General features: G+C 68.6%; 21 protein-coding genes and 1 tRNA gene. 8 read left to right on the top strand and 14 right to left on the bottom strand.

Features of this window, described 5'->3' with window-relative positions; translation table 11 throughout:
- Both U9983_RS18210 and U9983_RS18205 read right to left on the bottom strand, forming a co-directional pair.
- Positions 1 to 2,839, bottom strand: a 2,839-nt coding sequence (locus U9983_RS18210) for a tetratricopeptide repeat protein (RefSeq protein ID WP_322755187.1), incomplete at its 3' end; no start/stop codon positions are given.
- Between the two features lie 12 nt (positions 2,840 to 2,851).
- On the bottom strand, positions 2,852 to 3,301 hold the full coding sequence (locus U9983_RS18205; protein WP_322755186.1) for a hypothetical protein: 450 nt from the start codon (positions 3,299 to 3,301) through the stop codon (positions 2,852 to 2,854).
- A gap of 430 nt (positions 3,302 to 3,731) precedes the next feature.
- Between U9983_RS18205 and U9983_RS18200 the strand changes: the two genes are divergently transcribed.
- From U9983_RS18200 to U9983_RS18190, 3 genes are read left to right on the top strand one after another with little or no spacing between them, the layout of a single operon-like run.
- On the top strand, positions 3,732 to 3,911 hold the full coding sequence (locus tag U9983_RS18200; RefSeq protein WP_322755185.1) for a hypothetical protein: 180 nt from the start codon (positions 3,732 to 3,734) through the stop codon (positions 3,909 to 3,911).
- Positions 3,908 to 4,144, top strand: a complete 237-nt coding sequence (locus U9983_RS18195) for a hypothetical protein (protein ID WP_322755184.1) — start codon at positions 3,908 to 3,910, stop codon at positions 4,142 to 4,144. The genes U9983_RS18200 and U9983_RS18195 overlap by 4 nt, the downstream gene beginning before the upstream one ends.
- An 18-nt stretch (positions 4,145 to 4,162) precedes the next feature.
- The gene (locus U9983_RS18190; RefSeq protein WP_322755183.1) at positions 4,163 to 4,984 is read left to right on the top strand and encodes a hypothetical protein; all 822 of its coding nucleotides are present in this window, start codon (positions 4,163 to 4,165) and stop codon (positions 4,982 to 4,984) included.
- A gap of 114 nt (positions 4,985 to 5,098) precedes the next feature.
- Here the strand turns inward: U9983_RS18190 and U9983_RS18185 are convergent, their stop codons facing one another.
- Positions 5,099 to 5,563, bottom strand: a complete 465-nt coding sequence (locus tag U9983_RS18185; RefSeq protein ID WP_322755182.1) for a hypothetical protein — start codon at positions 5,561 to 5,563, stop codon at positions 5,099 to 5,101.
- On the opposite strand from U9983_RS18185, the gene U9983_RS18180 reads away from it, so the two are divergent.
- On the top strand, positions 5,544 to 5,993 hold the full coding sequence (locus U9983_RS18180; RefSeq protein ID WP_322755181.1) for a hypothetical protein: 450 nt from the start codon (positions 5,544 to 5,546) through the stop codon (positions 5,991 to 5,993). The genes U9983_RS18185 and U9983_RS18180 overlap by 20 nt on opposite strands.
- Positions 5,994 to 6,003: 10 nt before the next feature.
- Positions 6,004 to 6,300 carry a serpin family protein gene (locus U9983_RS18175; RefSeq protein WP_322755180.1) on the top strand — a complete coding sequence of 99 codons (297 nt, stop codon included), beginning with the start codon at positions 6,004 to 6,006 and terminating at the stop codon, positions 6,298 to 6,300.
- Positions 6,301 to 6,545: 245 nt separating this feature from the next.
- Here U9983_RS18175 and U9983_RS18170 read toward each other — a convergent pair whose 3' ends face one another.
- The 3 genes from U9983_RS18170 to U9983_RS18160 form a co-directional block, all read right to left on the bottom strand.
- The gene (locus U9983_RS18170; RefSeq protein ID WP_322755179.1) at positions 6,546 to 7,262 is read right to left on the bottom strand and encodes a sterol desaturase family protein; all 717 of its coding nucleotides are present in this window, start codon (positions 7,260 to 7,262) and stop codon (positions 6,546 to 6,548) included.
- Positions 7,263 to 7,460: 198 nt separating this feature from the next.
- Positions 7,461 to 7,898 carry a limonene-1,2-epoxide hydrolase family protein gene (locus tag U9983_RS18165; protein WP_322748683.1) on the bottom strand — a complete coding sequence of 146 codons (438 nt, stop codon included), beginning with the start codon at positions 7,896 to 7,898 and terminating at the stop codon, positions 7,461 to 7,463.
- Complete coding sequence (locus tag U9983_RS18160; RefSeq protein WP_322748684.1) at positions 7,895 to 8,074, bottom strand: hypothetical protein; 180 nt, start codon at positions 8,072 to 8,074, stop codon at positions 7,895 to 7,897. Before U9983_RS18160 ends, U9983_RS18165 begins: the two co-directional genes overlap by 4 nt.
- A 265-nt stretch (positions 8,075 to 8,339) precedes the next feature.
- On the opposite strand from U9983_RS18160, the gene U9983_RS18155 reads away from it, so the two are divergent.
- The 3 genes from U9983_RS18155 to U9983_RS18145 all read left to right on the top strand — a co-directional run bounded on the left by U9983_RS18155 (position 8,340) and on the right by U9983_RS18145 (position 9,410).
- Complete coding sequence (locus tag U9983_RS18155; protein ID WP_322755178.1) at positions 8,340 to 8,558, top strand: hypothetical protein; 219 nt, start codon at positions 8,340 to 8,342, stop codon at positions 8,556 to 8,558.
- Complete coding sequence (locus U9983_RS18150; protein ID WP_322755177.1) at positions 8,558 to 8,992, top strand: helix-turn-helix domain-containing protein; 435 nt, start codon at positions 8,558 to 8,560, stop codon at positions 8,990 to 8,992. The genes U9983_RS18155 and U9983_RS18150 overlap by 1 nt, the downstream gene beginning before the upstream one ends.
- Before the next feature lie 241 nt (positions 8,993 to 9,233).
- The gene (locus tag U9983_RS18145) at positions 9,234 to 9,410 is read left to right on the top strand and encodes a hypothetical protein (protein ID WP_322748687.1); all 177 of its coding nucleotides are present in this window, start codon (positions 9,234 to 9,236) and stop codon (positions 9,408 to 9,410) included.
- A gap of 18 nt (positions 9,411 to 9,428) precedes the next feature.
- On the opposite strand, the gene U9983_RS18140 is transcribed toward U9983_RS18145, so the two are convergent.
- The 8 genes from U9983_RS18140 to dnaA form a co-directional block, all read right to left on the bottom strand.
- Positions 9,429 to 9,502 (bottom strand) — tRNA-Ile (locus tag U9983_RS18140).
- Between the two features lie 119 nt (positions 9,503 to 9,621).
- Positions 9,622 to 10,050: a DUF3566 domain-containing protein gene (locus U9983_RS18135; protein ID WP_322755176.1), complete on the bottom strand. Its 429-nt coding sequence runs from the start codon at positions 10,048 to 10,050 to the stop codon at positions 9,622 to 9,624.
- 1,247 nt (positions 10,051 to 11,297) lie between these two features.
- Complete coding sequence (gene gyrA, locus U9983_RS18130; RefSeq protein WP_322748689.1) at positions 11,298 to 13,814, bottom strand: DNA gyrase subunit A; 2,517 nt, start codon at positions 13,812 to 13,814, stop codon at positions 11,298 to 11,300.
- A 101-nt stretch (positions 13,815 to 13,915) separates the two neighbouring features.
- Positions 13,916 to 15,850 (bottom strand): DNA topoisomerase (ATP-hydrolyzing) subunit B, encoded by a 1,935-nt coding sequence (gene gyrB / locus U9983_RS18125; RefSeq protein WP_322755175.1) that lies wholly within the window; start codon positions 15,848 to 15,850, stop codon positions 13,916 to 13,918.
- Positions 15,851 to 16,077: 227 nt separating this feature from the next.
- Positions 16,078 to 16,710 (bottom strand): DUF721 domain-containing protein, encoded by a 633-nt coding sequence (locus U9983_RS18120; protein WP_322755174.1) that lies wholly within the window; start codon positions 16,708 to 16,710, stop codon positions 16,078 to 16,080.
- On the bottom strand, positions 16,697 to 17,941 hold the full coding sequence (locus U9983_RS18115; protein WP_322755173.1) for a DNA replication/repair protein RecF: 1,245 nt from the start codon (positions 17,939 to 17,941) through the stop codon (positions 16,697 to 16,699). The genes U9983_RS18120 and U9983_RS18115 overlap by 14 nt, the downstream gene beginning before the upstream one ends.
- A 1-nt stretch (position 17,942) precedes the next feature.
- Positions 17,943 to 19,100 carry a DNA polymerase III subunit beta gene (dnaN, locus tag U9983_RS18110; protein ID WP_322755172.1) on the bottom strand — a complete coding sequence of 386 codons (1,158 nt, stop codon included), beginning with the start codon at positions 19,098 to 19,100 and terminating at the stop codon, positions 17,943 to 17,945.
- Between the two features lie 692 nt (positions 19,101 to 19,792).
- The gene (dnaA, locus tag U9983_RS18105) at positions 19,793 to 21,253 is read right to left on the bottom strand and encodes a chromosomal replication initiator protein DnaA (protein WP_322755171.1); all 1,461 of its coding nucleotides are present in this window, start codon (positions 21,251 to 21,253) and stop codon (positions 19,793 to 19,795) included.
- Between the last annotated feature and the right edge of the window lie 328 nt (positions 21,254 to 21,581).

Genomic DNA, 21,581 nt, shown 5'->3' with positions numbered 1-21,581 from the left:
TCGCGAGGTTGGGCAGGTAGGCGTCGGGGGCCACCTCGGCCAACCGCCGACGGATGGTGACCGCCTCGGTGGCGGGCGCGAGCGCCTCGGCGCGCCGGCCCACCTCCGACAGCCGGATCGCCAGATTGTTCAGCGACATCGCGAGGTCGGGCAGGTAGGCGTCGGGGGCCGCCTCGGCCAACCGCCGGTAGAGCTCGACCGCCTCGGTGGCGGGCGCGAGCGCCTCCGCGCGCCGGCCCACCTCCGACAGCCCGATCGCCAGATTGTTCAGCGACCCCGCGAGGTCGGGCAGGTAGGCGTCGGGGGCCGCCTCGGCCAACCGCCGATAGAGGCCGACCGCCTCGGTGGCGGGCGCAAGCGCCTCCGCGCGCCGGCCCACCTCCGACAGCCCGATCGCCAGAGTGGTCAGCGACATCGCGAGGTCGGGCAGGTAGGCGTCGGGGGCCGCCTCGGCCAACCGCCGGGAGAGGCCGACCGCCTCGGTGGCGGGCGCGAGCGCCTCGGCCCGCCGGCCCACCGCCGACAGCCGGATCGCCAGATTGTTCTGAAGCCGAGCCGCTTCAGCCCCATCCCTGACAGTGATCTGCCCAGCAGGATGGTCGGGAGGGACGGCGCTGAGGTGGCGATGGAGGAGGTGGCTGGTGAGCTGCACGGCGAAGGCACCCAGCGACGTGGTGGCGTGCGGCAGGGCCGCCTCGACCGGCGTGAGGTCAACCCGGGGCGGGATGCAGGCAAGGACAGGGCTGTCCGACGGCTCGCCGGGGCCGCCGGCGCCGTCGAGGAGGCGGGCAAGGAGAGTGTGGCGCGGAGCCGCGCGGCTCAGGACGGTGAGCATGCGCCGCACCTGATCGTCGGTGGGCTGGCTTCCCGCCAGCTGCTGCAGGATCCGAAATGGCAGCGTCGTGGTTAACGGGTTGCCGTCCTCGGTCACCGTCTGGCGGATGACGCGGGCGACGAGCTCCTCACCGAGCAGATCCGGCTGCAGCGGCGGCAGCCATCCGTTGCGATCCTCCGCGGGCGGGTACAGGTCGTGCAGCCAGCGGGCGATCCGCGTGGCCTGACGCCGGTCGGGGAGGTCGAGAGCGGCACACAGCACGAGGACGGCATCGTTCAGGTTCGCGGCGCCGGCCAGGGTCGCGGCGGCGACCGCGGTTTCGACCGTGCGGTAGCCGTCGGAGCCCTGGGCGAGGCTGCCAAACGCCTCCTCGGTCGGCCGGTAGAGCGTCTGCCCACCGACGTTCTGGTAGAGCCAGTGGTTGTCGCGTTCGAGGTCGAGGAGCCGGCCAAGGAGGTCCGCACCACGTTCCGGCGCAGGTGACCGGTGGCCGTCCTCGCCCGGCCGGGATGCCGGCAACAGCGCGCAGACCGCGGCGACGTGCAGCATCAGGGCCGCGCCGAACTCGTCCCGGGCCAGCGACGGGACGGGCGGATCCGCGACGAACGGCAGCCGGTGGCTCTCGGCGAAGGACCGTACCGGTTCCCGCAGCGCGGCCACGACCGCGTGGAAGGCGTGCTCCCGCCCGTCGACGGTCGGTTCCAGCGCGGTGAGAGTCAGCGTCGGGTCACGCACCTCCGTCTCGGCGTTTTCGAGTGTGCGGCGGACCCCGGTGGAGGAGTCCCACCAGTCGCCGGTGGCACGGGCCAGCAGCAGCAGCCGCCACTGCGCCTTGCTGCCGGTCAGCCGTTCGAGCAGCGGGTGCAGGCTGGCCGCCCCGTGCTCGGCGGCGTAGTCGACCACCACGAGCACACCGCGTCCCAGGTGCGCGGCCACCGTCAGCGCCGTGTCGAGCCGGTCCACATCGCCCGGCCCCCGAAACAGCGCGGTCAGCCACCCACCCGAACCGGCGAGGTCGGTCAGCAGCCAGCGGGCCAGCCGGGTCTTGCCCTGACCGGCCGAGCCGACAATCAGCCAGGCCGATCGGGACGCGGGCGAGTCGCACCACGCATGAAGCTGGTCGCGTTCCTGCGTGCGTCCCCGAAAGTCGGTGAGCGCGGCGTCGGCCCGCAACAGTCCGATCAGGGACCCTGCCGTGCCGGAGCGTGGATTGCCCGCCTGGTCCAGGATCTGCTGCGCTCGGCGGGCCACCGCATCCGCCACCACCGGAAATCGTCCGGTCAGGTCGTCGACCCGGCTGGCATAGACCGTCCCGCCCCGGGCCTGCCACGCCTCCTCCCCTTTGGGGAAGCCGCGGATGACTCCGACGGCGGCATACGCGGCAGCGGCCGTATCCGACCCGGCCTTCTGGTCCGTGTGCTGGATGACAGGCCCGCCGCTGAGCCCACCGGGACCCTCCGGCGACACCGCCGCCGTCTGGTCCAGGAAGAGCTCCAAGGCGCGGGCGGCGGGCAGGCGGGCGCGGGCGTCACTGATGACCCCGGAGAAGGCCCGTCCGTTCGGGTTTCCGGCGCTGGCCGGGAACCCTTCGGCCCGCACCCGCACCTGCGGGTCCACCGTGATGTCCAACGGCACCGCCACCCGGTCGAGGACGGCCGCCAGCCGGTCTGGTCCGAGCGCAGGCCGGGACTCCCGGTCCGGATCCACTCGCAGCACGGCCGCGTCCAGCCGGCCCTCGTCACGGTCGGCCACCCGCAGCGGCACCAGCAGACAGCCTGCGCCGTCCACGCCACCGCGGGCGGTGCTGGTGCTGCTGGGACCATCGTCGTAGGGCAGTCGGAGCCACAATCTCCCGACCGAGGCGTCGCCGGTGTCCACATCCCGCACGCAGTGCGCGGCGGTCAGCACATGACAGCTGTCGATCACGAAGCCGGTACGGAACACCGCGCCCTTACCCGCGACGGGTTCCCCGTCCACCAGCAGCCGGCCCACCCCCGCCAGCACGACGCCCGCCGCCTACGCCCCGGCGGCGGCAGCGGGCCGCCGCGTCAGCGACACCGTCACCTGCACCGCCGCCTCGCCCTCGACACTGAGCACCGCCTGGATCGCCTGACCCGCACCGGCTGTCAACGTCACGCCGAAGGACACCTCGACCGCATCAACCCCCAACCGGCCCGGCGCCGCCTCCACCAGCCCCTGGCCGTCCAGACCGCGGGCCACCTCCCCGGCGACCACACCGATCTGACTGCTCAACGCCCGCACCGCAGCGCGCACAGCCTCCTCACCGCGCTCCACCACCGCGGCCCGCCGGGTACGCCGGTGCTGGCCGCCCCGACCGGCGGCCTCCGCCAACCAGGACTTCCCGTCATCCCCGGTGTCCGTTTCCGCATCCCCGGTCGGGTCCCGGTCGACCAGCGCAACACCCACGTCGCAGGTCCAGCCGTCATCATGCCCGTCGCCGTCCATACCGCCCCCGATCGACGATCTTCTACCGGACCCATCCGAGGTATCACGAAAGACACATACTGCGGATCGCGAGCATCCCATGACCGCCAGAAGCAATCGATAGCACCCGGGTACAGCATCAGAATCATTGCCGACTCGTGACAATCACCGGGAACCGTACAGACCCCATGAACCAAAAAAGATCTTTCTTCTTTGTAATCTTCTGTATCCATCCCACCCCGTCCGCCCGGTGGACCGCTGATCGGGGATGCCGGCGCCGCGACCTCGGTGGCGCTCTCCCGGACGGCAAGACCCGGGCCAGTACCAGCGCCGACGCAACGGTGCGACTGCAGGCGGTTAGCTGACGCCACACCCGCCTCATCCGACACCCCGTCCCGGGTCCCCTACTGAGGGCCTATTGACCCAATGTGGCGTCTCCGACATCGACAGAATGATCGTTTCGTTCCGGGTCGGGGAGGCCCACCTGTGGAAGAAGCCCGGTGAAGTGATCGGCGGTGGCGATCAGCGTCCGGTGGAGATCGTCGGGGTTGTGCTGCCACCAGTCGTTGAGGTCCTTCACCCCGGCGGGGGGCATGACGGTCAACACGAGGTGGCCGTGGTGGGGACATGAGCTTCTGGGTCAGCGCCGCCGAGGATCTCCTCGCGGTGCTGTTCTGGACCGCGGCCCGCACCGGACTGGGCATGGACAGCGTCGTCGGCTGGATCCAGGCCATGGACAAAGACACCGTCACCCGGTTCCTGGCGGCGTTCGCCGCCCAGGTTCCGGGACCCGACGCTGCGCGCCCTCGCGACCGGCAGACCCCTCTCTGCGGACGCACCCGCCGACACGGACATCGACGCTGACCATCCACGGTCCGGGTGGTGGCCGCGGCTGTCGGCCCTGGGGACACTCGCACCGTCTCGATGGTCACGGCGGGCACGGTGATGACCCGGCCGGTTCCCGGCCACGACGGCCCGCCTGCGGACACCCGCGGCGGATGGGTGCCGGCGCGTGACCGCGGCGGGCCGGCGGTGCTGGAGACCACCGACGGCGGCTGGCAGCTCGGCGCCGACCCGGACACCGGCTGGTGCGTGGCCGTCTACCAACCCGGACCGCTGAACATGGACACCCTGTTCGACACCCCGACCGCGATGGTGGTCACCGTGTCCAGCCCGAACCTGGAAGCCCGCCTCGGCTGGATCCTGCCCGACAGCGTCCACACCGCGATCCAGTCCGGTCACGCCGTCCTGCCCGCACCGGCGGACTCCACCACCGGACCGACCGGCCGCCGGGTACCGGAACCACTGGAACTACTGGAATCGGACGACAGCCGGCGGCCCGCCCCGTCCCATCGGGTACACATTCCTGGCCGGCCGGTCGACACCTACCGGCGGGCGCTGGCCGGCTCCCGGGTGCTGCAGCCCTGGGTGCTGGACAGCCTGGAAAACCCCGCCGACCACTACCGGATCGTCAGCCCCACCCACGCGGTCACCGCCACGCTGCTCCCCCGGACGCTGGACTGGACGGTGACCACCCGGGGTGTCCGCTGCCGTACCGGACGACCATCAGCTACCTCACCGACGACGGCGACCTGCGCACCGGGGAAACGATCCGCGCCGTCCCCACCGCCGACGGCCACCCCTACGACGTCCGGTTCCCCGACACACCACACACGCTCGTCGCACTGGACGGCCGCGACCTGACCCCGGTCGCCGGCACCGCCTGGCGGTCGATGGACGAGCTGCTGCACGCCCGGCTCACCGAAGGTGACAGTCCGGTCCAGTCCGGTGAACGCCTCGCCACCGGTGGACAGTGCATCACCGTCCACCCCGGCCCGGACGGCACGGTGTCCACCCCGGCGGTCGCTCTCCCGTCCACGTCAGCGTCTGGGTGTGGGTGTGGGTGTGGGTGTGGGTGTGGGTGTGGCCACGCTCGCCGACCGCATGTACCCGCCAGCCCCCGACGTCCGCAATGTCGGGGAGTTCGGGACGTCGCTGCAGTGTCAAAATGACCGCGCCGGCGAGAGGCACCTGTGCCGTGGCCCGCACCGTCTCTCCCGGATCCAGCGTCAGCTTGACATAGGCCGCATCCGGTGCAGGGTAGTCAGCGCGAGTCGCCAACCCTCGTCCCGCCAGCAACGTGCGCACCTCGTCGAGCTCCCTCAGCCACGTCTTGAGGGACTCCGGCGTGACCATGGCGTGGAGTACATCGTCGACGTCGCCCTCGTTCAGAAGGACGAGGAACGCCGCCGCGAGACGCACGATGTCGTTCCTCGAGCTCAAGGACACCATTCTTGACGGCAGGGTCCTGCGTGCGCGGACACCCGACGGGGTCGCGCAGGAGATCTACGCGATCCTGGTCGTCTACCAGGCGCTGCGCACCGCGATCGTCGATGCCACGCTTACCGCGCCTGGCACCGACCCCGGCCGCGGCGGTTTCACCGCCGCGCTGGTCACCGCCCGCGGCCAGCTCACCCTGGCCGCGGGCGTGCTGGACGACCCCGCCGACCTGGCCGGGAAGATCGGTCAGGCCGTCCTCGGCGCGCTGATGCCCGACCGGGGGCTACGCGTCAGCCCCCGCGTCGTCAAACGCGCGATCTCCCCCTACGTCGCCAGCACCGCCAAAAGCCGCCTCCACGGCCCCAGCTACAAGGCCACCCTCAACATCGGAATCATCGCCGCCGACCATTTGACAGCAGCAAACGCGGCCTAACCGAACACCCTTGGGGCTAGCCGCCTTCTTTGAGCTCGGCGGCCTCGCCGGGCTCAGTCCGGCCCCGCTGGTGGTGACCGGAGTGGTGCAACAGGCCCTGATCCGCGTCGCCGAGGAAGGCATCGAAGCCGCCGCTGTCACCGCGATCGGGATCGCCGGAAGTGCACGTCGCCCACCACCACCGCTTGAGTTGACCTTCAACCGACCCTTCGCGGCGACCGTGCTGGACGCCAGCGGCACCGTCCCCCTCATCCTTTGCTGGCAGGCGACCGCACCCACCGGCCAGCAGCTCACCCTGCCCGACTGACGACCAGATCAGGCCGCTCAGTGCGCCCGCCGTCGCCCGCTCCCAGCAGAAGATCATCCTGAGACTGGTGGCGAGGTCGGTAACCAGCGGCGGTTCGGTCGGCCATGACATCCCCGATGTCACAGTGCTCCACGACGCTGCCCTGCGTTCCCTTGGCGGCCAGGCCATGGCGAAGGATCCTTCTGTGCCCCCGCGAACGTCGCCGGCTTCACCTGCACCTCCGGAGGCGTTTCCGGGACCTGTCGTCAGACGGTTTCCGGTTGCGGGTAGGGCGGGGGTGCGGTGCGTCGCCGGTCGTAGGTCGGGTCGATGGTGTGGAACAGCCGATCCCAGGTCGTGGTGTAGAAGCCACGGTTGACTTCCGGGTTCCGGTGGTGGCCGGCGTGGAAAGTGGGAAGAGCGATCCAGCGGAACAGCAATGAGCGTCGCAGCCGGACCGGGACGGGTTCCACCCCGAGGTGGGCAAGGGTACCGAATCCGATATTCAGCACGACGTAGGCCGCCAGCGTCCACACGGACACCGTCCACACGGACACCGTCCACCCGGTGAGGACCACGATCCAGAGCACGCCGATGCCGGCGACCTCGACCGGGTGCATCGCGAACAAGGTCATGGGCCGCGGGTCGGTGAACCGATGCTGTATCCGATGGACCAGCGAATAAAATGGGCGCACGTGCGAGACGGTGTGCATGAGGTAGCCGAGCAGGTCCATCAGCAGAATCAGACCGACAAGCTCGACGGCCGTACCTGGGCCACGGCGGGCGGCGAAGGTGAGATGACCACCGCGCCACAGCCACCAGCCGGCCGTCGTCACCGCCGCGTTCACCACGACGGCGCCGCCGGTCAGCGTCACCTCCGCGCGGGTCACCCCACCTGCACGCGCTGACCCACCGCCGTCACCGGCCAGGCGGACCGCGGCGGAACCGAGCAGAATCGCCGCGGCCGCCAAGGCGGCGTTCAACGCGACCGCAACCACGGCGGCCGCGGATGGCCGGCTGAGAGCATGAACCGCTGTGATGTCGACGGTCGTGTTCCTGCTCGTGCGACGCCTGCTCGGTCGGGTCGGCTTGGGTCGTCAACCCGATGAGAAGGACGTGAAGATCGCCGTCCTGCGGCATCAGCTGGCCGTGTTACGCCGTCCGGTCGAGCTTCGGGTTGGCTACCACCACGCGGACGTGTCCATCTCGATGCCGACCTCGGCGAGCTGGCGCAGGAACGCCCCGATGTCGTAGTAGTCGCGCCACTCGGCGACCAAGCCATCCTCGACGACCCACGTCGCGCAGCAGGCCAGCTCCATGCGCTTGCCGCGGAGCGTCCAGAAGTCGACGCGCTCATGGAGCACCTCGTCGCCGCGCGTCGCCCACGTGACGGTGCGGTGACCACCGGATCCCGTCTCGATCGGTTCGGGAAAGCCGCCGGCAAGGTCGACCATCATGGCGCGCAGCTGCTCGTGACCTTCGAGGCGCTGCTTGGGCAGGGCGGTGTTCAACCACACGAACCCGGGTGTGCACGCGGCCAGTGCGGCGTAGACGTCACCGGCCCAGTAGGCGTGGAGGAAACGTTCGACGGGTTCGGCCGTGCTCGCGTCCGTCGTCACGCGGTGAAGCCCAGCCAGCTCAGGCCGAAGCACTCGATCGCGTGGCCGCGCAGCAGCTGGTAAGTCTCGGCGTCGGTGAGGCCAGCCGCAGTCACGATCTTCTCGCCGAGGATGCGGCCGCCGAACCCGATGACCATCGGGAAGCGGAGGGAGGCGCGGATGCCGTCGGCGTGCATGTCCTTCGAGGCTCGTGCGGGTCGTAGCAGCCGGGGATCATGTCCGTGTAGCGGACGGGCTCCATGTTCCACTCCTCTTGCGGCTTGCCCGCCACCGCGTTGAAGCCGATCTGCGTGATTTTCTGGCCCTCCCAGACCCAGTCCTGGCGCCCGTCTTCGTCGATGACGTACGGGGGCCTCATCGGCGTACTTCGCCGGCAGCCGCGCGGTCCACACGTCCGGCGGCTCGATGATGTGGTCATCGGCGCTGAACAGGTGGTACGCCATGGCGGCCTCCTTGACACCCAAGAACTGGGTACCTACTTTGCCGGGCGTGGTGACGGTGTCAAGAACGGGCGACAACGACGCCGGCGGAGCGCCGTTCTCGGGCCGGGTCGCCGAACAGGTTGCGTCGCGCATCGTCGAGGAGATCCAGGCCGAAGGCTGGAACGTCGGGACGCGCATGGGCAGCGAGGCCGAGCTTCCCGAAGGCGTTGATCCCTAGTGGACCAGGCCAGCACCAACGCGGACGCGGTGGACTGGTGGCGCCGTCTGGGGATCGCGTGCGTGTATGCCGTGTGGCACGACGCGCGGGACTGCTGGATCTACGACGATCGCGCCCTGGCCGACCTCTGGTGGGATCGTTACGAGAAATTCGAAATCGGCGGGTTGGAGAACGTTCCGAGGCCGGCTGGCACGCTGAAGGTTGCGCCGCGGGTACGTGCCCGGATTCTTGCCTTGACCCGGTGCAGCCCGCCGGTGGAGTCGGGGCTGTCGCACTGGTCGTCGCGGGAGATGGCGAAGTACCTGAAGCGACACGAGGGCATCGTCGTGTCCCATGACTTCATCGCCGACCTGTGGCGGGCCAACGACCTGCAGCGCCCGCTGAGCCCGTTGAGTCCTACTTCACCGCTGCACCAGCTTTTTTCTTGTGCCTGAGACGGTTGTTGTAGGACTGCGAGATCACCCGCGCGTTGCCGTAACTGTTGGAGCCCCCGGCTTCCTGGGGGAAGATATGATCAACAGAGGCCATCGCGAGATCCGGGCGTGTTCGGCGACCAGGCCCGCACCTCGCTGAGGCCGGCGCTTCGCTGCTGATCGATCAGGTCGCTATGCGACGGCCGCGCTGAAGTCGGGCGTACATCCCAAGGTGGTGTCCGAGCGTCTCGGCCACGCCGACGTGGCGTTCACGCTGAGGACCTACAGCCATGTGATCGCCGGCATGGACGCCGCCGCCGCAACCATCGTCGCGGACGTCATCTTCGGCACCCCGGAGACGCCCCAGAACGACACCGTGCACGAATCTGTGCACGGTGAGACCGAATCGTCATTGATCGATGATGAAGATTCGGGCTGATGCCCTGCTCAGGAGGGGTGGACCTGGGTGGACTTGAACCACCGGCCTCTTCCTTATCAGGGAAGCGCTCTAACCGACTGAGCTACAGGTCCTTGCTGGGCTCCACAGTACCGGATGGCGTCCGGTACCTGACGTGGCGCCCGTCGTGAACGCCGACCTCGGCGTCACGTCCCTACGTGTCCCGCCCATCGTACGTACTGATCACCCGTATCTACTGATCACCGAGGACGACCTCGATACCACCGACCATCTCGGTACACAGGTTGTACAACAACGCACCCAGCGTCGCCAGTGCTGTCATAAGGATCACGTTGATCGCGCCAATGAGCAGTCCGAGTTCCATGGCCCGAGCAAACGACAGCCAGGTGCGGACCCCACCGTTGCTGCCATCGGTGAGGGTGTCCGCCGCGTGGACCACACTGTCGAACACGCCGATCGAGTTCAACACGAACCACAGCACCGCCACGGCGACCATCAGCACGACGAACACGCACAGGGAGAACGCGAACGTCAGCCGGGTCACCGACAGCGGATTGACCCGGGTGACGCGCAGCCGGGCCCGGCGTCCCTGTCCGGACGGGCGGACCACGGAGGGTCCGGTCGGGGCACCCACCATCGGCCCGGTCGTCGGGTCCTTCATGCTCCGTTCCCGAGCCGGTGCACGCGGCACGCCAGGCGCGGCTGAAACGCCAGGCGCGGACGATGTTCCAGAAACTGACGATGCGACGGGTGCACCGGGCGCCGCGATCGTGCCGGTGGGCGGCGTCCAAGCGGTGCGCTCACCAGGCGCGGAACGTTCGTCGCCCGATCGCTTGGCAACGCTGTCCGCCGGCGGATTCGCCGCGACGGCTGCCTTCGCACGCTCCGACCCTCCCACACGGCTGCCGTTTTCGCCCGCCACGCCGCGCACGCCCGCGCCCGCGCCGCCGAGGGCGGCAGCCGCGCTCCCGGAGCCGCCACCCGTCGAACCGCCGACCGGCTTGGTGGGTCTGCGCAGGGACATCGTGTCCGGATCAGACCTGGGTGTCTCACTCGCCGACCCGATGCGCGATGATCTAGTGCTCGCCGACCCGGCTGCGCCTGCGGGTGCGCCTGCGCCTGCGGGTGCGCCTGCGCCTGCGGGTGACCGCGATGACGACGGCCCTGTCGCACCGGTACCACCCACGACGGGCGCGGCGCTGGTCGTCGGCGCCACCGGAGCCGGAGTCGGAACCACCGGAGCCGGAGCCGGCGCCACCGGAGTCGGCGCCACCGGAGTCGGCGCCACCGGAGTCGGAGCCGGAGCCGCCTGGCCCTTCGCCGCCGCAGGTCGGGTGACCGGTCGCCCGGTCGCGGCGTTCGCACCCGGCACGACCGTCGAACGAATCGGAGCCGCCGGCACGAACGGTCGGGTCGGACTCTGCCGCTCGGTGCGAACCTCCGAATCCGCCGCGGGCTTGGGACTATCGGCACCGCCCCGACGATCGGCACCGCCCCGAGTCGTGCCCCGCCCGTCGGCCTGCCCGCCTGCCCGCCTGGTGGGCTGTGCCGGCGAGCTACCAGGCTGTGCCGGCGAGCTACCAGGTTGTGCCGCCGAGCTACCCGGTTGTGCCGGCGAGCCCGGAGTCACCCGCGGTGACACCTTCGTGCCGGGGGCGTCCCGTGGCATCCGCAGGTCCCGGACGACGGACGGGGCCTGCTGCGCCCGGGTGCCGTCATCCTGCGAGCCCGGCGCAGCGTCCGAAGCCGCCGACATCCGCCCGTCATCGTGGGCCTCCTTGCTCCGGCCAGAGGGCTGCTCCGACCGCGGCGAGGAAGATCCACGCAAGGCCGGCGACCGGGTGGTCCGGTCGTCATCGCTGCTGCTCACGGTCCATCTCCCGCCATGCCCGGCCCGACGCCGACCACTTAGGCTGAGTCTCCCCCGCCGGGACTGGTCGTCGAACCGTTGTCCGAGTTGTCGTCAGCATCAGCATTGCGCGCCACCCCGACGACCTGGACGCCGGCCTCCAGATCGATGAGCCGGACGCCCATGGTCTGCCGCTGGGCCCGCCGGACGTCACGTGCGACGGTGCGCAGCACGCCACCGTTGGACGTGATGGCGTACAGCTGATCGTCCTGGCCCACCACCAGGGCACCGACCAGTCCGCCGCGAGTGGAGACGATCTTCGCGGTCAGGACGCCCTTGCCACCGCGTCCCTGCACCGGATATTCGCCCAGGGACGTCCGCTTGGCGTAGCCCCCGCTGGTGGCGACCAACAGATTGGCTTCCGAGCTCGGCGGCACGACCTCCATCGCGAGCAGTTCGTCGTCGGAGTCGAAACGCATCCCGATGACACCCGAGGTGGCACGTCCCATCGGGCGGAGCTGCTCGTCGTCGGCGTGGAACCGGATCGACTGGGCCTGGCGGCTGACCAGCAGCAGATCGTCGCCCGCGGACACGAGCCGGGCCGCGATCAGCTCGTCGTCGTCGCGCAGGTTGATGGCGACCAGCCCACCGGACCGGTTCGAGTCGAACTCGGCCAACGCGGTCTTCTTGCACAGCCCGCGCCGGGTCGCGAGGACCAGGTAGGGCGCCGCGTCATAGTCGTTGATCGCGATCACTTCGGCGATCCGCTCGTCCTGACCGAACGCGAGGATGTTCGCCACGTGCTGGCCCTTGGCCGTTCGGGCCTGTTCGGGCAGCTCGTGCGCCTTGGCCCGGTACACCCGTCCCTTGTTGGTGAAGAACAGCAGCCAGTGATGGGTGGTCGTGACGAAGAAGTGCTCGACGATGTCGTCCTCGCGCAGCGCAGCACCCTGCACGCCCTTGCCGCCACGGCGCTGTGACCGGTAGAGGTCGGTCTTCGTTCGCTTGGCGTAACCACCGCGGGTGACGGTGACCACGACGTCCTCGCGGGCGATCAGATCCTCGACGGACATGTCGCCCTCGAACGGGACGAGCCGTGTCCGCCGCTCGTCACCGAACCGGTCGACGATCTCGGTGAGCTCCTCGCCGATGATCTCCCGTTGCCGGGTCGGCGAGGCAAGGATCGCCTCCAGTTCGGCGATCTTCGCGCGCAGCTCGGCCGCCTCATCGATGATCTTCTGGCGCTCAAGCGCGGCGAGCCGGCGCAGCTGCATGTCCAGGATGGCGACCGCCTGGATCTCCGACAGGGAGAACCGCTCCATCAACTGCCCGCGCGCGGCGTCCGCCGACTCGGCGTTGCGGATGAGGTTGATCACCTCGTCGAGATGGTCGAGCGCGATCAGCAGGCCCTCGAGGACGTGCAGGCGCTCGCGGGCCTTGCGCAACTGGTAGCGGGTCCGACGGACGATGACGTCGACCTGGTGGTCGACGTAGAAGCGCACCATCTGGTCCAGTCGTAGCGTGCGCGGCACCCCGTCGACGATCGCCAGCATGTTCACGCCGAACGTGTCCTGCAGCTGGGTGTGCTTGTACAGGTTGTTCAGGACGACCTTCGCGACCGCGTCCCGCTTGAGGTCAATGATCAACCGTTGGCCGGTACGCGCCGAGGTCTCATCCCGGATGTCGGAGATGCCGCTGACCCGGTTGTCCCGGACGAGTTCGGCGATCTTCTCCGCGAGATTGTCGGGGTTGACCTGGTAGGGCAGCTCGGTGACGACAAGCTGGGTCCGGCCCTTGTTCTCCTCCACCTGCACGACGGCCCGCATGCGGATGCTGCCGCGCCCGGTGCGGTAGGCGTCCTCGATGCCCTGGCGGCCAACGATGAGACCGGAGGTGGGGAAGTCCGGCCCCTTGATCATCCCGAGCAGCGCTTCCAGCAGTTCTTCGTCGGTCGCGTCGGGGTTCGTCAGGAACCACTTCACCCCGGCGGCCACTTCGCGCAGGTTGTGCGGGGGGATGTTGGTCGCCATCCCGACCGCGATGCCACCGGCACCGTTGACCAGCAGGTTGGGAAACCGGCTGGGCAGGATTGTCGGCTCCTGCGAGCGGCCGTCGTAGTTGGCGGCGAAGTCGACCGTGTCCTGGTCGATGTCGCGCAGCATCTCCATGGCCAGCTGCGCGAGTCGTGACTCGGTGTAACGCATTGCGGCCGGCGGGTCATTGCCCGGTGAGCCGAAGTTCCCGTTACCGTCGACCAACGGATAGCGCAGCGACCACGGCTGGGCCAGCCGCACCAACGTGTCGTAGATCGCGGAGTCGCCGTGCGGGTGGTAGTTACCCATGACATCACCGACGACACGCGAACACTTGAAGTACCCGCGGTCCGGGCGGTAGCCACCGTCATACATCGCGTACAGGACGCGCCGGTGCACGGGCTTGAGGCCGTCGCGGACCTCCGGCAACGCCCGGCCGACGATGACCGACATCGCGTAGTCGAGGTACGACCGCTGCATCTCGACTTCGATACCGATGGGTTCAACCCGATCGCCTGGCGGCGGAGGCAGTACGTCGGTCACGCGGGTCCTTCCAGACAGGGGTGGTGAGGACGGTCAGCCGTGCGCGGTGCAGACTGTCCAGTATTTCCGATATATCCGATATGGGCTATTTTTGATATGGGCTAAATATCGAGGAAGCGGACGTCCTTGGCGTTGCGCTGGATGAACGAGCGCCGCGCGTCGACGTCCTCACCCATCAGGATGGAGAAGAGCTCGTCCGCCACGGCTGCGTCGTCCAACGTCACCTGCAGCAGAATGCGGCGCTCCGGGTCCATGGTGGTGTCCCACAGCTCGGTCGCGTTCATCTCGCCGAGACCCTTGAAGCGCTGGATCGCGTCCTTGGGCAGCTTGCGCCCAGCCTCGACGCCGTGCGTGATCAGACCGTCACGTTCGCGGTCGGAGTAGGCGTACTGCCAGTCCTCGCGACCCCATTTGATCTTGTAGAGCGGCGGCTGGGCGAGGAAGACATATCCGGCCTCAACCAGCGGACGCATGAACCGGAAGAGCAGCGTCAGCAGCAACGTCCGGATGTGCTGACCGTCGACGTCCGCGTCCGCCATCAGCACTATCTTGTGATAGCGCAGCTTGGTCGCGTCGAAGTCGTCGTGGATGCCGCAGCCGAGCGCCTGGATCAGCGCCTGGACCTCGGTGTTCTTCAGTACCCGGTCGATCCGGGCCTTCTCGACGTTCAGGATCTTGCCACGCAGCGGCAGGATCGCCTGGAACTTCGAATCGCGGCCACCCTTGGCCGAACCGCCCGCCGAATCCCCCTCGACGATGTAGACCTCACAACGCTCCGGATCGGTATACTGACAGTCAGCGAGCTTGCCCGGTAGGCCTGTCCCGCCGAGCAGACCCTTACGACGGGTCAGGTCGCGGGCGGCGCGAGCGGCGATCCTCGCCCGCTGAGCGTCCATCGCCTTACTGACGATCGCCCGCGCCTCGACCCGGTTGGCCTCAAGCCAGTCCTTCAGCGCCGAATAGCACATCTCCTGGACGAACCGCTTGGCTTCGCTGTTGCCGAGCTTGGTCTTGGTCTGTCCCTCGAACTGCGGCTGCGCCAGCTTCACCGAGATGATCGCGGTCAGGCCCTCGCGGATGTCGTCCCCGGCCAGGCGCTCGTCGGGGTTCTTGCCGTTGGCCTTCGGCGGCTTGAGCAGGTTCTGGTCCTTGGCGTAGGCGTTGACCGCGCTGGTCAGAGCCGCGCGGAAGCCTTCCTCGTGGGTGCCGCCCTCGTGGGTGTTGATGGTGTTGGCGAAGGTGTAGACCGACTCGTTGTAGCCGGCGTTCCACTGCATCGCGAGCTCGGCCTCGATGCCGGTGCCCTTGGAATCCAGCGAGATGACCGTCTTGTGAATCGGGTCCTTGCTGGCGTTGAGATGATCGACGAAGTCGACGAGCCCGCCCGTATAGCAGTAGGTGACCTCTTCAGGCTCCTCGGGACGCTCGTCGCGCAGGCTGATCGTCAGCCCCTTGTTCAGGAACGCCATCTCCTGCAGCCGGCGGGTGAGAGTCTCGTATTTGTAGTCGGTCGTCTCGAAGATCGTGTCATCCGCCCAGAAGGTGACGACCGTACCGGTCTTCCTCGTCGGCGCGCCCTTGGCCAGTGGTGCGGCCGGACGGGTGTTCGCATACGGCTGGAACCAGGTGAAGCCCTCGCGGCGGATCTCGACCTCCAGGCGGGTGGACAGCGCGTTCACCACGCTCACGCCGACCCCGTGCAGACCGCCGGACACCGCGTAGGACTTGCCGTCGAACTTCCCACCGGCGTGCAGGGTGGTCAGGACGACCTCGACCGCCGGACGCTTCTCGGTCGGATGCTCACCCACCGGGATGCCACGGCCATTGTCTGCGCATCGCACGCCACCGTCTGCGAGCAACGTGACATTGATCGTGTCGCAGTAGCCGGCGAGCGCCTCGTCCACAGCGTTGTCCACAACCTCGTACACAAGGTGATGGAGGCCGCGTTCCCCAGTAGAGCCGATGTACATACCCGGACGCTTGCGAACCGCGTCGAGACCCTCAAGAACCTTGATCGAACTTGCATCGTAGGTCACGCGGTATGTCCCCTCGTCCTCGACTGCGAACTACGCGAGAAGCGTCTTCTGATTCTACCTGGCCCTTCCACCAGGAAGACTGTGGGTGGCCCCTGGCATGCGCGCAGCGCCCCGCACAGCTTTCCGTCGAACCCCAGTACGCGACTTCCCCCGGATGGCGCCTCCGTCGCGATCCGGGGACCCCGACACCTACGGCGACACCAACGGCCACACCTGCCGCTGGCCGCTCAGCCGTAGGTGTCGCGGGGACCGCGCCCACCGGACGCATGCAGGGGGCCGTGCCGCCAACTGGGCGTGGTCGGACCTCGGACCACGATTCGGCGTACCACTTCCGGCCCAAGTTCCTTACTTAGAGTAACCAAAAGTTGTCGGGACAACAGCCGCAGCTGCGTTGCCCAGGCGGTTGACTCGGCGGCCAGCTCGAGCGCACCGTCACGCAGCGAAACCGGATAGCAGTGCGAGGAGATGTCCAGGCCGACCAGCGCGTCCCAGCGGGCGAGAACTGTCGCGTCGGTCGCGCGGACCTCCCAGCCGCGTTGGGCGAGCATCCGCGCTACCGCGGCGTTGAACGCGACCGGTTCGGCCCACTCCCGTCCCGGTGCGGCCATCCCGGGCATCCGTGGACGACGCCGCGGCTCCCGTCCTGACGGATCATCACCGTCGGCCTGCCCGGCACCGCGCCCGGCCCGCGCGCCCGGCCCGCGCCCGCGCCCGGACGCCCGGGCGCGGGCATCCTCCTTGGCCCGAGCGAGAACGAGGCGGGCGAGGTCTGCGCCACGCACCGGAGCGGGACCGGCCGCCAGCTCGCCCGCGCCAGCATGCTCATCCGAAGGCTCATGCGAATGCTCATCCGACGACATGGTGCACCTGCCCGTCCGCGACTTCGAAACGCACTCCGGCCAACGCGGCGGGAACGTCCGCGTCGACCGCTGCCGTCACCAGGACCTGCTCGGCCGGGGCGACCAGCTCCGCCAGCCGGGCCCGACGGTTCACGTCGAGTTCAGCGAACACATCGTCCAGCAATAGTACCGGTTCGCGCTGATCATCCCGCAATAGGTCGAATGATGCCAATTTGAGCGCAAGGGCGAGCGACCACGACTCGCCGTGGCTCGCATACCCCCGCGCCGGCCGACCGTTGATGGACAGCAACAGCTCGTCGCGATGTGGGCCGACCAGGGTCACCCCGCGCTCGAGCTCGCGCGGCCGGACCCGGGCGAGCTCGGTGAGCATCGCCGCCTCCAGCGCGGCCCGGTCGGTGGACACAGGCTCGCCCGGAACGGGACCGCCCGGGCCGGGACCGCTCACGGCCTGGTCGGACGCTCCGGCGGCGACGGTCGAGCGGTATTCGATGACGGTCAGCGCCCTGTCCGTCCGCACGTCGTCTCGGGCACCGGAGACCGGTGAGGCGGCCGGGGCTCCGGCCGGGGCTCCGGCCACGGCCGAGTAGGCGGTTTCCACTCTGGGTCGCAACGCCTCGACCAGCGCGCCCCGCGCCGCTACCAGTTCAGACCCGTACCGGGCGAGCTGGGCATCCCAGACGTCCAGGGTGCGCAGATCGCTCGTCCGGCCGCCGCGGCGCGCGGCCGCGGCCGTCCGCAACAGCGTCGACCGCTGGCGCAACACCTTGTCGTAGTCGGCGAGCACACCGGCCAACCGCGGCGCCCGGGCGACCAGCAGATCGTCGAGGAACCGCCGGCGCTCGGCCGGATCGCCCCGGACCAACGCAAGATCCTCCGGGGCGAAGAGCACCATGACCAGCAATCCCAGGACGTCGCGGGGCCGGGCAAGCGGAGCCCGGTTGAGCCGGGCCCGGTTCGCCCGGCCCGGGATGATCTCAATCTCCACCAGTGCGGCCCGGTCGCCCCGCACGATCCGCGCGCGCAATGCCGCGCTCGCCGCGCCCTCGCGAACGAGCGGCGCATCCGAGGCCACGCGGTGACTACTAAGGGTAGCCAGGTAGCCGACGGCTTCCAACAGGTTGGTCTTACCCTGCCCGTTGGAGCCGACGAACGTGGTCACCCCGGGCGCGAGCTGAAGATCCAACGCGGGATAGGACCTGAAGTCCACCAGCGACAGGTGCGTGAGATGCACGTCACCCGGACAGCCGGATCGGCATGAGCAGGTAGCGGTAGTCGGGGACCTCACCGTCGTCGGGTGCCTTGCCGGTGAGGATCGCGGGCTTTTTGGCGGCCTCATCCGCATCGTCAGCGCTCGCGAAACCGATGTACACCACGTCGGACTCCACCGCGTTCAGACCGTCGAGCAGGTACGTCGGGTTGAACGCGATGGACAGGTCCGGTCCGTCGTAACCGATCGGCAACGTCTCCCGGGCCTGCGCCTCGCCGCCGGCGCCGGCCTCGAGGACCAGGTGCTCGGCGGAGAAGCTCAACTGGACCGGAGCGGTACGTGCGGCAACCAGCGCGACGCGTTTCACAGCTTCGGCGAACGGGGAGATCTCAATCTGCGCGGTCAGCGGTGAGCTGTCGGGCAACAACCGCTGATAGGGCGGGAAGGAACCGTCCACCAAACGGGTCGTGGTCTGCCGATCACCACCGGTAAACCCGGCGAGAGCCTCCCCGGACGGACCCGATCCGAGTGCGATCGCGACCTCCACCCCGGAGCCCGACAACGCCTTGGCGGTATCGCTCAAAGTACGCGCCGGCACCATCGCAACACCCTCGACGTCAACCGCGGTGGGACGCCACTTCATCTTGCGAACGGCCAGCCGGTAACGGTCCGTAGCGGCCAAGATGAGCGTCTCACCGTTGATCTCGAGGCGGACGCCGGTGAGCACCGGCAACGTGTCGTCCTTGCCCGCGGCCACCGCGACCTGGGACACCGCCCCGGCAAACGCGGCTCCCTCAATGTGGCCGGTCGCCGCCGGCATCGGTGGCAATGTCGGGTAGTCATCAACCGACATGGTCGGAAGGGTGAACCGTGCGTTACCGCAGGTGAGCACCACGCGCGCGCCGTCGGTCGCCAACTCGACCGGTGCTGAGGGAAGAGCTCGGGTGATCTCGGCGAGGAGCTTGCCGGACACCAACGCTCGGCCCTCTTCGGAGATCGTCGCCGTCACCCCGCACTGCGCTGCCACCTCGTAGTCGAAGGCCGAGACCTTCAGTGATGGACCGGTCGCATCCAGCATAAGCCCAGCAAGGACCTGAAGCTGTGAGGTCGCACGGGTCGGCAACGTGCGCGCCGTCCACGCCACGGCATCGGTGAAGTCGTCCCGTTCAACCCGGAACTTCATGATTCGCCCTTCTGGATGGTGCTGTTCGCCTGTGCTGAGGCGTTCCAGCATCGCAGGCGTCCGCACCGGGCGCGCTGCGGGGCTGGGGCAGGGCCGGAGCGGGGCTGGGCACGCACCTCGCTCCCCGGTCCTGCTCCTTGATCCAAACTTCTGGTGCTGGGCGCTCATCGAAAACAGGGAGTGACCCGACCATGATCAGAATTTGGTTGTCCCCAGGCCCAACCAGCCTTGGATGTCTTCCTTGAAGAAAGATCTAGTTCGTCGTGACAGTAGGCGCGGTGGATACTGGGGATAACCGAGGCGATTCGCAGCTCACGAAGCTGATCCGACCGTGCGGATGCTGTGGGTATCGCTGTGTGAAGGCCCTGTGGATTTCCACCGGCGGTCCGGTTGTCCCCAGAGGCTCCCCCGCCGTACAGAGTCCGTCCACTGTTTGTGCACAGTTTCTACACAGTCTGTCCCCGGCTACGCAGTGTTTCGAATCGATCTTCGACGCGGTTTGCGCCCACACGGGAAGGGCCGGAAACCGGCGCGCCGAAGCCAGGCCGCCGTTCCCGGATTCCACAGGGTTTTCCACAAGCTGTGCACAAGACTCCACCGGCACACCGAGGTCGACGTGACCGTATTTGGGTGGCTCCTACCCCGGATTCGTCCCGTTCATGCCTGTCATGCCGTTCATGTCTGCGTGTCTGTCATGCCTGTCGTGTCTGAGCCCGGATCCGGTTCGTCAGCTCGGTGACCTGGTTGTAGATCGCGCGGCGTTCGGCCATGAGCCCGCGGATCTTCCGGTCGGCGTGCATCACCGTGGTGTGGTCGCGTCCGCCGAAATGCTGGCCGATCTTCGGCAGCGACAGGTCGGTCAGTTCTCTGCACAGGTACATCGCGATCTGGCGGGCGGTGACCAGGACCCGGCTGCGGGATGTGCCGCACAGGTCTTCCATGGACACACCGAAGTACGTCGCGGTCGCGTTCATGATCCCAGCGGCCGTGATCTCGGGGTCGGCCGCATCCGGGATGAGGTCGCGTAGGACGATTTCGGCCAGGGTCCGGTCGACGTGCGACTTGTTCAGGCTTGCGAACGCCGCGACCCGAATCAACGCGCCCTCCAGCTCGCGGATGTTGCGCTCGATGTGCGTGGCGATGTACTCCAGCACGTCGCCGGGGACGGGCAGTCGCTCGGTCGCGGCCTTCTTCGACAGGATCGCGATCCTGGTCTCCAGATCCGGCGGGGTGACGTCGGTGATCAGACCCCACTCGAACCGGCTGCGCAGCCGGTCCTCCAACGCGGACAGCTGCTTGGGGGACCGGTCGGAGGAGATGACGATCTGCTTCTCGGTGTCGTGCAGGACGTTGAAGGTGTGGAAGAACTCCTCCTGCGTCCGTTCCTTGTTCTCCAGGAACTGGATGTCATCGACGAGCAGCACGTCGGCGTCGCGGTAGCGACGTTGGAACGCCTGCTGGCGGTCATCCCGGATGGAGTTGATGAAGTCGTTCGTGAACTCCTCCGAGCTCACGTACTTCACTCGTGACTCTGGGTACAGCTTCAGGGTGTAATGACCGATCGCGTGGAGCAGGTGCGTCTTACCGAGCCCCGAGTCGCCATAAATAAACAGAGGATTGTACGCCTTGGCCGGTGCCTCGGCGACGGCCACCGCCGCCGCGTGTGGGAACCGGTTGCTGTCGCCGATGACGAACGTCTCGAAGACGTACCGGGGGTTCAGCCGCGCCGGTTCGTATGACCGGGGTGCCGGGTCGCGGCCGAGCCCCGGGGTGATCCGGGCGGCAGGGACTGCGGTGGCCGTCGGCTCCGGCAGCGCGATCGGCCCGGTCATCGGCTCCGGGTCGGGCAGGTGCTCGACGGTGACCGCGACGCGGATTTCTCGTCCATAGGCTGTGGACAAAGCTGTGGACAGAAACGATCGGAGGCGTGAGTCGAGCAGGTCCTTGGTGAACTCGTTCGGCGCGGCGAGCAGCGCTGTGTCCTGGACGAGGCCGAGCGGACGGGTCAGTCGCAGCCAGGCCCGCTGCTGCGCCGACAGGGTGCCGTCCGCGACGCCGGCGACAGCCTGCCCCCACACGGCGGACAGGTCCGGTTCGCCGGCAGACACCCGGCCTGACATCCCGGGGAATGGGTCGGCGCTAAGGTCGGTCACGAGCGAGGCTCCTCCGGACGGTCGAACGGTCGGGGCGGTCAGCTGTCGGCGTGCCCCACCGAGGGGATAGTTCTCCACATGGTCGTCCACAAGCTGTGTACGACCATGACACCCCACCCGGCATGGTGCCCCGTCGGTGCCCCGGTCGGCGGCGATCGCGGCCCGTCCCGCTCGAGTGGCGTGAGACTTGATAGTCTCAGGCATCGAGTTGTGGCGACCGTGCGCTGTTCGGTGTGTTCCGGCGTGTCCCGCGTTACCACTGCCGTCCTCGTTTGTCCTTTGCCCGTCCGGCGTCCGGAGTCTTCTGTGAGCAAGCGCACCTTCCAGC

Source organism: Protofrankia sp. Cas3 (assembly GCF_963555955.1).
In the GTDB taxonomy this organism is placed as follows: domain Bacteria; phylum Actinomycetota; class Actinomycetes; order Frankiales; family Frankiaceae; genus Protofrankia.
The sequence above is the reverse complement of the archived record's forward strand: the minus strand, read 5'-3'. Positions and strand labels throughout refer to the sequence as shown.